A 13,503-nucleotide genomic window follows, 5' to 3' on the forward strand; every position below is an offset into this window, starting at 1 on the left:
ATACATACCTTTTGCTTGCAGATTCAGGTAATGCAACCCTGATCGGGGCGCAACCCCCAAAGCGAGGTGTGCCGTTGAAACATGTTCTTGTCATTGACGATGATGCCGCAATGCGGCGCCTCATCGCCGATGCATGCCCTGAAGGTAACCGCAGTCCACGATAGCAAGCAGTTTGACTATGTTCTTTCACGTGAGCCAGTCGATCTCGTGGTTGTTGACCTTAACCTAGGCCGGGAGGATGGACTTGCGATCGTCCGCAATCTGGCGACAAAATCGGATGTTCCTATCATAGTGATCAGCGGCGACCGGCTTGATGAGGCGGAAAAAGTGGTGCACTGGAGCTCGGCGCAACCGATTTCATTCCCAAGCCTTTCGGGATGCGCGAATTCTTGGCCCGCATTCGAGTAGCGCTACGCNACCTAGGCCGGGAGGATGGACTTGCGATCGTCCGCAATCTGGCGACAAAATCGGATGTTCCTATCATAGTGATCAGCGGCGACCGGCTTGATGAGGCGGAAAAAGTGGTTGCACTGGAGCTCGGCGCAACCGATTTCATTCCCAAGCCTTTCGGGATGCGCGAATTCTTGGCCCGCATTCGAGTAGCGCTACGCCAGCGCATTTCTAGTCCGCGAACCAGAGAGCAGCGCTCATTTCGCTTTGGGGCCTGGAAGCTNAGCGCATTTCTAGTCCGCGAACCAGAGAGCAGCGCTCATTTCGCTTTGGGGCCTGGAAGCTCAGCGTGAAGCAGCGGCGACTGATCTGTGCGGAGCGTGGCGAGGTCAAGCTTACCGCATGTGAGTTCAATCTCTTGATCGCATTTCTGGAGAACCCCCGCAACGTGCTATCCAGAGAACGGCTTTTGCTCGCGAGCCGTGTGCGTGGAGAAGAGGTGTACGATCGAAGTATCGATGTCCTAATCATGCCCTTGCGCCGAAAGCTGGAGGCTGATGCGGCCAACCCTCGCCTGGTCAAAACATCCCGTGGCGCAGGGTACTTCTTCAACGCTGACANGAGAACGGCTTTTGCTCGCGAGCCGTGTGCGTGGAGAAGAGGTGTACGATCGAAGTATCGATGTCCTAATCATGCGCTTGCGCCGAAAGCTGGAGGCTGATGCGGCCAACCCTCGCCTGGTCAAAACATCCCGTGGCGCAGGGTACTTCTTCAACGCTGACGTAGATGTTAGCTACGGAGGCACGTTGGCCGCGTGACAGTGAGCTATGCTGGAGATGGGGTGACGAGGCTGATCAAGCCTTCCAACAGTACCAGCCTGATCAATTACGGCGAGAGCTACCGGTCCGGAGATCGCATCAGCCCCTCTCTGCATAGGCACGCGGCCGCCTGAATTGCCGATTTCGCTCAGCTGCTGCTGAATGGCGACGGGTTGCGGCGCATTCAGGGCCCTCTGCGTCTCCGCTGGCCACAGCGCTGGTGAATGTTCATTGTTGGGACGACTCACTCGGGTGGCAGGTGGTTGCATGGTCAAGCTCATCCGGCGAAGGGCGGATCTGCTGTTCGCTGGCAGCCAAGACTGGGGGCGGCGGCCCGAACTCCGGCGTCCCAGAGCTTGCGAAAGCCTCCGACACGCTTCTGTTGAGGTCATCCCGTCCATCGGGCATCCCTGGGTTGCTGAAAAAAGATGAGGCGGCTTGATGATCCTGCCCTCGCTGAAGCACCTCGCGAGCCCCCCTGTTCCAGTCGCAGAAGCTCCTCTGGATTGGTTGGCGGCTCGTCAGCTCGACCATCGAACAGCGGCCGGGGCGCCTCGGACACGTGCTGCTCAAAGCCCACTCGCCGGGCTTGGCCCGCTTGCCCCTCTTCCAAGCCGGCGTCCTGCACCTGCGACAAAGCTGTTACACGGGATGGATTTTTTCGCGGGGTCCACACCAGCCTCACATCAAACTGTATCGTCAAAGTCCTGCGCCAATTCACACAGCGGGTCATCGAGTTGAGGTTCGGCGGAGAGTGCCTCCTCTGCTCCCGTCAAGGGCGCCGGCTCCGGGAGGGCGCCTGTCTGGCGTTCAAAGATGCGTTTCAGAATGCGATCCGAGAAATAACGCACCTTCCTCAATTTTAATGGTGGCAGACCTTTGATGAGAACAATCTCGTAGTCGTCATCGAGCAGCCGAACNGTTTCAGAATGCGATCCGAAAATATCGCACCTTCCTCAATTTTAATGGTGGCAGACCTTTGATGAGAACAATCTCGTAGTCGTCATCGAGCAGCCGAACCTGTTCGGGACGCAATAGCGGTGCACCTTGATGTGAATTCTGAATGGTCCAGTCGAACGTTCGCGCCTGGCTGTGGGAAATCGATTTTGCTTCAAACGTGTATTCACCGATGGCCTTGGAAATGTAGTTCGGAGTCTCGTCATCAGCCGTGGCCATGAACACTTGCAGTCCGGTATTGCTGAGAAAATTCTGCTTGCCAGCCTCTCCATAAGCCCCCGTCAGTGCCGAAAGGCTTTGGATGATGAGCATGAAACGCCCCTTGTAGCCCGCGATAGTCGTGATTGCGGTCTCGATCGCCTCCAGCTTACCCAAGTGCTTGAACTCGTCGAGCAGGAAGAGAACCTCGTGCTTTTCATCCCGGCGGGCCAGCGACCGCTGCAGAATTGAAACGATTTGCTGAAAAAACAAGCGTATCAAAGGCGCGATCACCTCAAGGTCGTTCGGACCAACGCAAAGATAGATGCACGTTCTGCGACGGCGAAGATCATAGACCGAAAAGTCCGAGCGACTTGTGGCCGCCTTTACAGCGGGATCCGCCCACAGGTTGAGCCCGCCATCGCCGAGCACGGAAGTGTAGGAGGTTAGGATTTTCGTATCGTTCCCCGCCATGTCGTCGAAGATGCGTTGTGCCTCTTTGTTCTGAGTCTCCATGGCGAGTCGCGCGAAGAGCTTAAACTTCTCCCCCGGCTGGGCGAAGAGGTCATAGACGGCGCCGATTGTTGGCGTGCCCCGCTCGATGCAGGCAAGGATTCCCGCGACAAAGATATCTCGCGCGCCGCTGACGAAACCTTCCGCGCCCTCCCCCTTGGCCGTAATCAGGTTTGCGGCCAAGCGGCGGGCTTCGGTGAATTGCTGCTGTGGAGGCAGCGCTATAAGATCCAACAGCGGATTGTAGCAGTTTGTGCGCCGCTCCGAATCCAGCGGCGCGAATTTAAAAACGTCGTCACCTGCGGCTTTGCGCGCCCTCGAGGTGAGCTCAAAGAGCTCCCCCTTGACGTCCAGAGCTATCACCGAGCCTTTGAATGTAAGTAGCGTTGGAATGACTATGCCGACGCCCTTGCCAGCGCGGGTCGGTGCAACGATGAGGCTGTGAGGCTGCTCGCCATTGGTCAGGTAGTAGCCAGGCCAGAAAGGGCCACTTGTCTTCCCAAACACCGGCCCTGTCACGCCACGGTATCGTCGCAGATATCCCGTGCGTCGCATTTCATCCACTCGAGCCCAACGAGCCGTCCCGTGGTGTTCGAGCTTGCGGCGCAATACGATCTGCTGAATCAGCAAGACGACCGCGGACGTCGAGAGCACGATAGCCGCGCCCCGATAGAAAACGGGGGTTGCGAAACCCAAATAGAAGGGCGTTTCAAACCAAAAGGCACGGACATCAAACGCCATCAGAGCCTCGCCGCTGCCGCCGTGGCGGAAGGTTGCGTAAANTCAAACCAAAAGGCACGGACATCAAACGCCATCAGAGCCTCGCCGCTGCCGCCGTGGCGGAAGGTTGCGTAAAGACTTGCCGCACAGAAGCCCACGGCGAGTGAGCACGCGATGCTAATGGCTATGTTGGGGGGCGTCGTTTTTGTTGAAAGCATTGTTCCATTGCCGGATTAGCCGTAGCTAATGCTGCGCGTGCTTCAGAGACCGAACCGGCGTCGCGCGATGTCGCCGCTCGACAGATCGATGCCGCAGTGGGTGGTGCGATGCTTGCAGCGCATCACCCGGCAGACGTGGTCTTTGAAAGTTACACTAAGCAGGTACGTCAACGGCCAGCGAATTGGAAACGGCAAGGCCGTAGACGGAATTCGGGAGAGAAAGCGTCACTGTACCATGGCCGAGACATCAACGGCCGGAGCGATCTCTGCTTCTGGTGGCCTCCATTAGGTCCTCTCGGGCGTGATTGTAGGCTTGGCTTATGGACCGCCCGACTTGAGCACCCCGCTGCAGCTGTTCATAGGAGGTTTGCGGGCCTACTGTATCACGGACTGCAGCCTCAATACCTGCTATGTGGCCGTCCAGATTCGCACTCCGTTCCTCTGCTGCATGCTGCGGCGGCGGCATGTGCGGCAAGATGTCTTGCATGCCGGGAAAAACTGAGTGAGCTTGGGCCTGTTGATTTGCGTCGAACTGGTGATACATGTTGAGAATAGCATTGGATGCCATGTTTCTGACATTGCCATCCGGATCAGAAGAAGCCAATCCAATGGCCTGATCAAGAATGCGAGATTTGTTTTCCTCAGTAAACTTACTGAAGTGTGGCGCAACGTAATAAGCTCCGAGAGCTTGCGACGGCGGATCCATGTTGCCAATGCGATTAACAATAGCATCTTGCAGCCCTGGCGTTAGGTAATCGCCTAGATTACTGGCCGCTCCGACTTTCTGCAATGCTATGTCATCCGTGCTGTACCCCAATTCGGCTGTTAATGTCGCGGCCAGATTGATGGCTGAACGTCCAAGCCGATTGGTCCGCCTTTCAAATCTCGCGAGGTCAGTTTCTGGCCCGGGTTGAGTGCCCCGAACGGCTGTTCGCTCGTGCGTCCCGAGGCCTTTGAAGCCCCCAAGATTTCGCGCTGTATCGCGCGGGTTAGCGGTTACCAGCCGTTCTGCAACATCGCTCAATGGCCCCTCTGGAACGTCACGGAGGCTACTGCTCCCCACGCCTTGAGATGATCTTGCAGCTGCGCGTGCCCGTTTGTTGTCGCGATCCATTGCTCGCCTCCAAAGTAGTTATTCTACCCAATGAGGTTACCACCGAAGCTTGACCTGCTAAACCGATATGATGTTACAGTTGTAGTATGGCAAAGGGTTCCCAGCTCTGTGGGTCTGCCAAGTGCCCGTCCAAGCCGAAGAAAATACGATGAAGCTGGCATCAAATGCGATGTGAACTGCCCCGGGCATTCCGGTTGCCGTTTCGTTTGAGTCACGCGGCTATGGCTGGTTCATCCAACATGGCGTAGTAGCGTTCCTCGGATTCGGCCGGCGGGATGTTGCCGATGGGCTCCAGCAGCCGGCGATTGTTGAAGCAGTCGACCCATTCGAGCGTGGCGAACTCGACGGCCTCGAATGAGCGCCAGGGTCCGCGTCGATGGATCACCTCGGCCTTGTAAAGACCGTTGATCGTTTCCGCGAGAGCATTATCGAAAGAGTCGCCGACACTGCCCACCGAGGCTTCGACGCCGGCCTCCGCCAAGCGCTCCTGCCGAGCCAGCGGCGTGGCAGAATTGCCATCGCAGAATGGGCTGCGGACAACAGGAGGAACGACATGAAAAACGTCACCATCATTGCATCGATCTGGCGAAGCGCGTCTTCCACGCTCATGGCGCTCACGCCGACGGCGGCGTCGCATTCCGGAAGAGAATGGCTCGCTCTCAGGTCCTCCCGTTTTTGGCCCGACAGCCAACCTGTGTGGTCGCCATGGAGGCCTGCGCGAGCGCACACGAATGGGGCCGGGCAATTCGGGAGCTGGGCCACGAGGTGAGGCTCATCCCGCCCAGCTACGTCAAGCCTTATGTAAAGCGCCAGAAGAACGACACCGCCGATGCCGAGGCCATAGCTGAAGCGGGATCTCGACCAACGATGCGGTTTGTGGCGGTGAAGACGGAAGAGCAGCAAGCGAGGTCGATGGTGTTCCGGACGCGCGACCTCTTGGTGCGCCAGCGCACGCAACTGATCAACGCCTTGCGGGGTCATCTTGCCGAACACGGCGTCATCGCACCGCAAGGTCCGGCTCACCTGAAAACCTTGGCTGCCGCGATTGATGCCGCCGAATCTACGATGCCCCAACTGGTTGTCGACGTTGGTCGCGTCTACTTGGAGCAGGTCGATCGGTTGAGCTGCGAAGTTGCCGAGCTGGAGAAAATCCTCCGCCGCGAAGCCCAGTGCGGGGAGGATACACGCCGCCTTCAGACCATGCCGGGAGTCGGCCCGATCACGGCCATGGCGGTGGAAGCGTTTGCGCCCCCAATGTCGACCTTCAAGCGCGGCCGTGACTTTGCCGCTTGGCTCGGACTTGTGCCTATCCAGCACTCGACCGGTGGCAAGCAGCAGCTCGGCCGAACGTCTAAAATGGGCCAGCGGGACATCCGACGGTTGCTGATCATCGGCGCAATGTCCGTCATCCAGTGGGCCTCCCGCCGCGGTGCGCGGCCAGGATCATGGCTCGCCCGAATGCTGGATCGCAAACCGCTGATGCTGGTTGCCATGGCGTTGGCCAACAAGATGGCTCGCTCGGTATGGGCGATATTGACAAAGAAAGAGGATTACCGGGATCTTGGCAGCGCGGCAGCATGAGCATGCACTCGGCGACTGCGAGGCCATGATGGGCGGCATGTGAGGAGGTCGTGAACGTCAAGGGCAAATGATCGGTCTGATCGGGATCAGGAAATGCACCGAGGCTCCAAGAGCGAAAAGCTCGTCGAGTTGATTTGCGCCTGATCCGCGTATCTCCATGACGGCCAGCGGCACCTCCGACGCCGCATCACAGGCCTGACACATGACCGCACCCGATCACATGCTCGAAGACGCGAAAGGCACTTGCATGAAACGGGGCATCCACACATGGAGCCTCCGATCAACCCGGGGCGGCACACAACAAAGGTCACGGATCAATCTGGGCGGGAACCCTAGAGAATCAGCCCTCAGAGCCTTTGGTAATAGACCGACCCCTCGCACCTGTTTGGGCTGGGTGTACAAGTCAGGTTTTCATCAGGTTGGACGAGTATGTCTGGCAGCCAGAGCGCGACCACTTCCGTGCCCGCCCGCTCGTCTGGCAGACACACAAAGGAGAAAGATATGCCGTCAGCTAAAAGCAGCGCCATCGTTTCCTGCCGCAGATCATCGCCCATCCGGTCTGGCCCTCCTTCAGGTCCCCTTGAGCCTGTGTCTCGTCGAGGAAATGGCCCGGGAGCGGGATCGTGGTTTCGTATGAGACAATCCGCCGGTGCGGCAACAAATGCGGTCCGCATCCGGAGCCATTACGTCGCGGCACTTGATATTGCAGTGCAGCAAAGGTAGAGGGCCGCCCCTTATCGGAGTGTCGTCCATGGTCCATACCAATACCGGTAGCGAGGCAGAACCCGTCGAACAGTCGAGCCATCCGGCAATCGAACAGCAAAGCCCCAAGGTGCTGATGCTAGGCGCGCTCGGCGTTGTCTATGGCGATATTGGCACCAGCCCGATCTACGCGTTCCGTGAGGCGCTGGTGTCGTCGTCGGGCGGCAATGTCGCCGAGCGCGGCGATATCCTCGGCGTGCTGTCGCTGATCATCTGGTCGCTGACTATCATCGTCACCATCAAGTACATCATGTTCGTGCTGCGCGCCGATAACGGCGGCGAGGGCGGCGTGCTGTCGCTGATGGCGCTAGCGCGCGGCAGTTTCCCCAAGCGGTCGGCGGTGATCCTGGGCATCGGCATCGTCGGCGCCTCGCTGTTTTTCGGCGACGCGGTCATCACGCCCGCGATTTCGGTGCTGTCGGNGGCATCGGCATCGTCGGCGCCTCGCTGTTTTTCGGCGACGCGGTCATCACGCCCGCGATTTCGGTGCTGTCGGCTGTCGAGGGTATGAACGTCGTCACGCCGACCTTCCAGCCCTATGTGGTGCCGCTGACACTGTTCATCCTGGCCATGGTGTTCGCGGTACAGCGCTTTGGCACCGGCGGGGTGGGATTGGTGTTCGGCCCGGTGACCGCCGTATGGTTCCTGGCAATTGGCCTTTCCGGTCTCAACCACATCATCGCCGATCCAGAAATCCTGTGGGCGGTGAGCCCGCACTACATCGTCGCCTTCCTGATCAATTCGCCCGACGTCGCTTTCGTGACCATCGGCGCCATCTTCCTCGCCGTCACCGGCGCCGAAGCACTCTATGCCGATCTCGGCCATTTCGGCCGCAAGCCGATCGTGCTGGCCTGGCTGGCGATCGTGTTTCCCTGCCTGCTGCTCAATTATGCCGGGCAAGGCGCCTTCGTGCTGGCCAAGAACGGCGTCGTCGGCCATCCATTCTTCGAGATGAACGAAGGCTGGACGCTGATCCCGATGGTCGTGCTGGCGACGGCCGCGACTGTCATCGCCAGCCAGGCGGTCATCTCCGGCGCCTTCTCGCTGACCCGACAGGCGGTGCAGCTCAATATGCTGCCGCGCCTCGAAATCCTGCACACCTCGGAACGGCAGTCGGGCCAGATCTACATGCCGCGCGTCAATCTGTTGCTGGCGCTGGCGGTGATGCTGCTGGTCGTCGGTTTCGGCGAATCGAGCAAGCTCGCCTCCGCCTATGGCATCTCGGTGACCGGCAACATGCTGGTGACGACGGTGCTGCTGTTCGTCGTCATGACCCGGATCTGGAAATGGCGGCTGTGGGTGGCGGTCGCCATGACGGCGCTGTTCGGCTTCATCGACATCGGCTTCTTTGCCTCCAACATCGTCAAGGTGTTCGAGGGTGGCTGGGCTTCGCTGGCGGTGGCCTTCACCATTGTGCTGGCTATGTGGACCTGGGTGCGCGGCAGCCGCTATCTCTTCGACAAGACCCGCCGCAACGAAATCCCGCTCGATTTCCTCGCCGGCAATCTCCTGAAGAAAGAGCCGCAGCTGGTGTCCGGCACCGCGGTGTTCCTGACGAGCGATCCACTCAGCGCGCCAACCGCGCTGATGCACAGCCTGAAGCACTACAAGGTGCTGCACGAGCAGAACGTCATCCTTTCGGTGGTGACCGCGCCGCAACCGGTGGTGCCCGACAGCGACCGGGTCAAGATGGAGACGGTCAACGAGCTGTTCATGCGGGTGACGCTGACCTTCGGCTACATGGAGCAGCCGAACATCCCGCGCGCGCTGGCGATCTGCCGCAAGCAAGGCTGGAAGTTCGACATCATGACGACATCCTTCTTCCTGTCGAGGCGCTCGCTCAAAGCCTCGCCCAATTCGGGCATGCCGGTGTGGCAGGACAAGCTGTTCATCGGCCTGGCACGCACGGCCGCCGATGCGACCGAATATTTCCAGATCCCGACCGGACGCGTCGTCGAGATCGGAACGCAAGTGACGATTTAGGGCATGCCGCGGTTGAGAAGAATCGGTGCTGTCACATTGAATGAGCGTTAAGGAAATTCAGGTAGCAGCGCGCCCGGCACTGTAAGTTTCAGCGGCTTGATGCAGCGATAGCTGGCCGGGACGGCTGTCACGCTGTGGCGACACACGCGATTTTGTTCAGATTTGCATAGGGGCGTTACGCAGGTCTCGATGTTGAGCCGATGACAGCGCATTGCAGGGAAAGTGAGCAGGTCGGCAATCGGATCATGGATGGAAACGAACCGCTGAAGCTGGCGTGCCGACTTGAAGCGTTTCATGATCCTTTCGCGTCGTCGGGTCGGCTGGTGCGAATTTTCCGCTCGATTATTCAGGCCTGTGTGCGACCGGTGTTCGACGCCGGGCATGAGGGCGCGCATGGCGGCATCATAGGATCGGAGCTTGTCGGTGATCATGATCCGTGGTGTCCGCCCTTGAGCTTTCAGCAACTTGCGCATCAGACGCTTTGCCGCCTTGGCATTTCGGCGGCTTTGTACCAGCACTTCGAGGACGAAGCCGTCCTGATCGACGGCACGCCAGAGCCACTGCTTCTTGCCACTGATAGCCACGACACATTCGTCGAGATGCCATTTGTCGCCCAGGCAGCCGGCTGATATTGATCTCCTGGGCGAAATGCCGTCCGAATTTCTCCGCGCAGCTTCGAACGGTCTGATGCGTGACGATGATGCCGCGGGCCGCCAGCATGTCCTCAACCACGCGCAGGCTGAGCGGAAAGCGAAAGTAGAGCCATACCGCGTGCGCAATGATCTCGGGGGAAAGCGGTGGCGACCATAGAGCGGACCACGAGCAACTTCTGACATGGCCCAATGTACGCACATCTTCATAAGCTGTCGGTTGACTTTACGGTGCCGCGCCAAGCGAGCAGCATCCGGCCGGCGGGGCCGACCCCGTCTCCCGGCCGTGAGCAGAACGGCATCACGCAGGGGCCGCTTCATCCTCGACGCGGCCAGCCTGCTTTGCCGGTACCGCCGCCGCCGAAAGCGCCAGGCGTTGCCGCCAGGCGCCGGTCCGGCGGCAGCGGTTCGTCTCCACCGATGATCCGATTGCCAACCAATTCCACTTTCCCCCATACCTGCGTAACGCCGCTATGCAAATCTGGAACAAAATCGCGTATGTCCCCGCAGCATGACAGCCGTCCCGACCAGCTATCGCTGCATCAAGACGCTGATATCTTTAGGTGCCCGCACGCCCTCTCGCGCGCCAACGGCCAGTCGGTGTCGCGAATTGAGGCGCGCTGAAGCCGTCCGGCTCAGCCGATCATGGCGCTTCGGTTGCCGGGTTCGAGGTCGTGGCCTCTGCCGATGCGCGATTCTAGCAATTGCGCCTTGGAGAGCTCTGCTTCAGCCTCGGCGAGGCATGGCTCGGCTGCGGTTCTCTGCCGCAGAAGGTCCGATTGCGAATTCTTGACGTTGTCACGACGTAGGCGAGCGGCCTTGGCGAACGTCGGATAAGCGAAATGATTGACATCGGAGATGCCGGCCTTCGTTTCCTCGGCGTTTATCTGGAAGTCCAGTTCTCGCGCCATGCGTTCGAAATCGGCAATCATGATGTCTAGCTGGTGCAACTGTCGCCGCTTCTCATTCACCTGAAATTGCTTCAGTCGGACCAGATTACCTCGTGGCTTCATGACTCGGTACTCCGGTACCCATTTCGTCCAATCAAACCGCTCTCTCCCCTTGACGTTAGGCCTACAGCGACTCTCACGTTTTCTGCTGCGAGCGGAAACATATTTTCCAAAATCCTTGGCCGATGGCTATGAGTTCAATGCATCGACAAGCATGCGAGCGGGGGACTTAAGGGGCGGTAAAAAAAGGCGGAATAGGGCGATTTTCACAATGTCTGCATATGAATGCGTTGAGACCTGCGGCGGGCTTGACACACAAAGCAATCGTCAAGATTTGCGACATGGACGCCGGGGGGCATGAATACGCCCGCCGTCAGCTACCCCCCGATTTCCGCCGCCTATTATCGCCCACGCGGTCTGGCTTTATTTCCGGTTTCCGCTGAGCCTGCGCCTGGTTGAGGAAATGCTGCTGGAACGCGGCATCGTGGTTTCGTATGAGACAAGTCGCCGGTGGGGCATCAAGTTCGGGCTGGACTGCGCTCGCTGCTTGCGCCGCAAGCCGCCGTGCCGGAATGATGTCTGGTACCTGAAGGAAGTGGTCGTCACCATCGCCCGGCAAAAAGCTTTGGTTGTGGCGCGCCGTCGACCAGGATGGATATGTGCTGGACGAAATCGTGCAAAGCCGCCGCAACACCAAGGCCGCCAAGCGCTTGCTGACGCGGCTGTTGAAGAAGCAGGGGCTCGCGCCGAAGCGCATGATCACCGACTAGCTGCGCTCGTATGGAGCGGCAAAGCGACAGGTGATGCCGGACGTCAAGCACCGGTCGCACAAGGGGTTGAACAACGGAGCGGAGAATTCCCATGTGCCGCCGCGAAAACGGGAGCGGATGATGCAGGGGTCCGATCGCCGGGAGGCCTGCAACGCTTCGTCTCGAGCTTGTCAGCCCTCCGCAACCTCTTCGTCCCGCCCCGCCCCAAACGTTCTGCTCTCGCCATACATGTTCATCGCCTCAGCGCGATGGCGCTGGTGATATCACGACGCGTTTGTACCGCTCGACCTACGCCACAGGTGCCGACGCTGTGACGAGCTTCGTCGGTCGCGTGTCGAGTGACGGCACCGGGGACAATTATCGTCGACCGCAGTCCATTGCCCAGACCAAGGCGCTTCTCGGCGTCGGCACGATGGCAAATCGCAGCGTCACGATCTCGGCCGCTGCCCCTTCTGGCGGCGTGGACGGTGATTTCTGGGTGCAGCCGTAATGGCCCTTTACGTCAGAGCCTCCGGGGTCTGGGGGGCGGCCAGCGCCGTCTGGGTGAAAATCTCAAGCCTCTGGACCAAGGCTCGACAGGTCTATGTGCGCAGCTCGGGCGTCTGGGAGAAAATGTTCCCGATAGATCTGGTCTTCAATGGCACTCACGAAGACTCGACTGCCACGACCGTTTACACCCACACCAGCATTCCGCTTCTTGTCGCGCCACACGCTAATCGTCGTGTCATCGTGACAACTGAGACCACTGACACCGAAAGTGCAGTGACCGTCAACAGTATGACGATTGGGGGTGTGGCTGCCACCCTTCTCGCTCAGGTGGAAAGCATCTTCAATTCTGGTGTGGTCTATCTGTCAGTGTGGTCAGCCCTCGTGCCAACCGGTACGACGACAACGATCGTGACCACGTATAGTGAGATCGTGTTCCGTGACTACATGTCGGTCTATACGACCACCAATTGGGATGGTGTGGTGGGCACTGTTGCCTCTGACAACAATTCAACGGATGGCCTGACAACGACCGTCAGCATTGGTGCCCTGGGCGCAGCGATCGCAATTGCGGGCAACGCCACCAATGGGGGCATCGGCACTGCGACATGGACCGGGCTGACCCAACAGTTCTCAAACACACCAGTCACGAATAGAAACCACAGCGGAGCAATGGCAATAGCTACCGCCGCCCAAGCTGCCCTCACCGTAACCTGTGCCTACAGCACTACTCCAGCACTTGCCGCACTGCTGGTGGTTCCGCGGTGCGCAACTCCTGACTGGCGACGGCGTCGGCGACATGCCTTACGGACTCGTATTGACAGAGCTTGTAATCGTCGACAAACCAGCCAAGTCGGCTCTCGATCGCCGTAGCAAGCTCGTTATAGTCGAGGCTGTCGAGGCCGAGATCCCGCATTCTGGTTGTCATCGACACCTCTACGTTTTCGGCAACTAGAGCGTTGAGCGTTTTGAGAACCAGTTGTTCAATTTCAAGTAATGTCATCACTAATACATGCCTTTTGCTTGCAGATTCAGGTAATGCAACCCTGATCGGGGCGCAACCCCCAAAACGAGGTGTGCCGTTGAAACATGTTCTTGTCATTGACGATGATGCCGCAATGCGGCGCCTCATCGCCGAGTATCTCACNAGGTGTGCCGTTGAAACATGTTCTTGTCATTGACGATGATGCCGCAATGCGGCGCCTCATCGCCGAGTATCTCACGATGCATGCCCTGAAGGTAACCGCAGTCCACGATAGCAAGCAGTTTGACTATGTTCTTTCACGTGAGCCAGTCGATCTCGTGGTTATTGACCTTCACCTAGGCCGGGAGGATGGACTTGCGATCGTCCGCAATCTGGCGACAAAATCGGATGTTCCTATCATAGTGATCA

At 58.9% G+C, this 13,503-nt stretch carries 6 protein-coding genes and 8 pseudogenes; 7 read left to right on the top strand and 7 right to left on the bottom strand.

Annotated features, from left to right (window positions below; all coding sequences use genetic code 11):
* Positions 1 to 74: 74 nt before the first annotated feature.
* Both X742_RS01000000171050 and X742_RS01000000171055 read left to right on the top strand, forming a co-directional pair.
* A pseudogene (locus X742_RS01000000171050) lies at positions 75 to 416 on the top strand (response regulator); the annotation flags it as partial.
* Positions 417 to 419: 3 nt separating this feature from the next.
* Positions 420 to 1,009: pseudogene (locus X742_RS01000000171055) on the top strand (winged helix-turn-helix domain-containing protein); the annotation flags it as partial.
* Between the two features lie 885 nt (positions 1,010 to 1,894).
* On the opposite strand, the pseudogene virD4 reads toward X742_RS01000000171055, so the two are convergent.
* From virD4 to X742_RS140860, 3 genes and pseudogenes are all read right to left on the bottom strand, one after another.
* A pseudogene (gene virD4, locus X742_RS01000000171060) lies at positions 1,895 to 3,814 on the bottom strand (type IV secretion system ATPase VirD4).
* A 247-nt stretch (positions 3,815 to 4,061) separates the two neighbouring features.
* Complete coding sequence (locus tag X742_RS0139170) at positions 4,062 to 4,928, bottom strand: hypothetical protein (RefSeq protein ID WP_031248766.1); 867 nt, start codon at positions 4,926 to 4,928, stop codon at positions 4,062 to 4,064.
* Positions 4,929 to 5,139: 211 nt separating this feature from the next.
* Positions 5,140 to 5,415, bottom strand: a pseudogene (locus X742_RS140860) (integrase core domain-containing protein); the annotation flags it as partial.
* A 38-nt stretch (positions 5,416 to 5,453) separates the two neighbouring features.
* Between X742_RS140860 and X742_RS140855 the strand changes: the two are divergent.
* Together X742_RS140855 and X742_RS01000000171065 are read left to right on the top strand one after the other, a co-directional pair.
* Positions 5,454 to 6,509, top strand: a complete 1,056-nt coding sequence (locus X742_RS140855; protein WP_023775496.1) for an IS110 family transposase — start codon at positions 5,454 to 5,456, stop codon at positions 6,507 to 6,509.
* A 751-nt stretch (positions 6,510 to 7,260) separates the two neighbouring features.
* A pseudogene (locus tag X742_RS01000000171065) lies at positions 7,261 to 9,254 on the top strand (potassium transporter Kup).
* 156 nt (positions 9,255 to 9,410) lie between these two features.
* Here the strand turns inward: X742_RS01000000171065 and X742_RS1000000173535 are convergent.
* The 3 genes and pseudogenes from X742_RS1000000173535 to X742_RS140850 form a co-directional block, all read right to left on the bottom strand.
* Positions 9,411 to 10,090, bottom strand: a pseudogene (locus X742_RS1000000173535) (IS6 family transposase).
* A gap of 50 nt (positions 10,091 to 10,140) precedes the next feature.
* A pseudogene (locus tag X742_RS1000000176305) lies at positions 10,141 to 10,340 on the bottom strand (DUF1403 family protein); the annotation flags it as partial.
* A gap of 199 nt (positions 10,341 to 10,539) precedes the next feature.
* Positions 10,540 to 10,917, bottom strand: coding sequence for a hypothetical protein (locus X742_RS140850; RefSeq protein WP_023775501.1), 378 nt, complete (start codon positions 10,915 to 10,917; stop codon positions 10,540 to 10,542).
* Positions 10,918 to 11,215: 298 nt separating this feature from the next.
* On the opposite strand from X742_RS140850, the pseudogene X742_RS01000000171070 reads away from it, so the two are divergent.
* A pseudogene (locus X742_RS01000000171070) lies at positions 11,216 to 11,938 on the top strand (IS6 family transposase).
* On the top strand, positions 11,935 to 12,114 hold the full coding sequence (locus X742_RS140845) for a hypothetical protein (RefSeq protein ID WP_031194388.1): 180 nt from the start codon (positions 11,935 to 11,937) through the stop codon (positions 12,112 to 12,114). The pseudogene X742_RS01000000171070 and the gene X742_RS140845 overlap by 4 nt, the downstream one beginning before the upstream one ends.
* Positions 12,115 to 12,837: 723 nt before the next feature.
* Here X742_RS140845 and X742_RS1000000175070 read toward each other — a convergent pair.
* A complete protein-coding gene (locus X742_RS1000000175070; RefSeq protein ID WP_084569705.1) occupies positions 12,838 to 13,242 on the bottom strand; it encodes an acyl carrier protein in 405 nt (134 codons plus the stop codon).
* A gap of 26 nt (positions 13,243 to 13,268) precedes the next feature.
* On the opposite strand from X742_RS1000000175070, the gene X742_RS0139195 reads away from it, so the two are divergent.
* On the top strand, positions 13,269 to 13,503 hold a 235-nt coding region (locus X742_RS0139195), incomplete at its 3' end, for a response regulator (RefSeq protein WP_156939486.1).

Origin of the sequence: Mesorhizobium sp. LNHC229A00 (genome assembly GCF_000502415.1) — a bacterium.
Lineage (GTDB): Bacteria > Pseudomonadota > Alphaproteobacteria > Rhizobiales > Rhizobiaceae > Mesorhizobium.

Bases quoted from the DNA above. Each gene is read 5' to 3' on its own strand.
- X742_RS0139170 (WP_031248766.1), bottom strand. From the start codon at position 4,928: ATGGATCGCGACAACAAACGGGCACGCGCAGCTGCAAGATCATCTCAA.
- X742_RS140850 (WP_023775501.1), bottom strand. From the start codon at position 10,917: ATGAAGCCACGAGGTAATCTGGTCCGACTGAAGCAATTTCAGGTGAAT.
- X742_RS1000000175070 (WP_084569705.1), bottom strand. From the start codon at position 13,242: ATGAGGCGCCGCATTGCGGCATCATCGTCAATGACAAGAACATGTTTC.
- X742_RS140855 (WP_023775496.1), top strand. From the start codon at position 5,454: ATGGGCTGCGGACAACAGGAGGAACGACATGAAAAACGTCACCATCAT.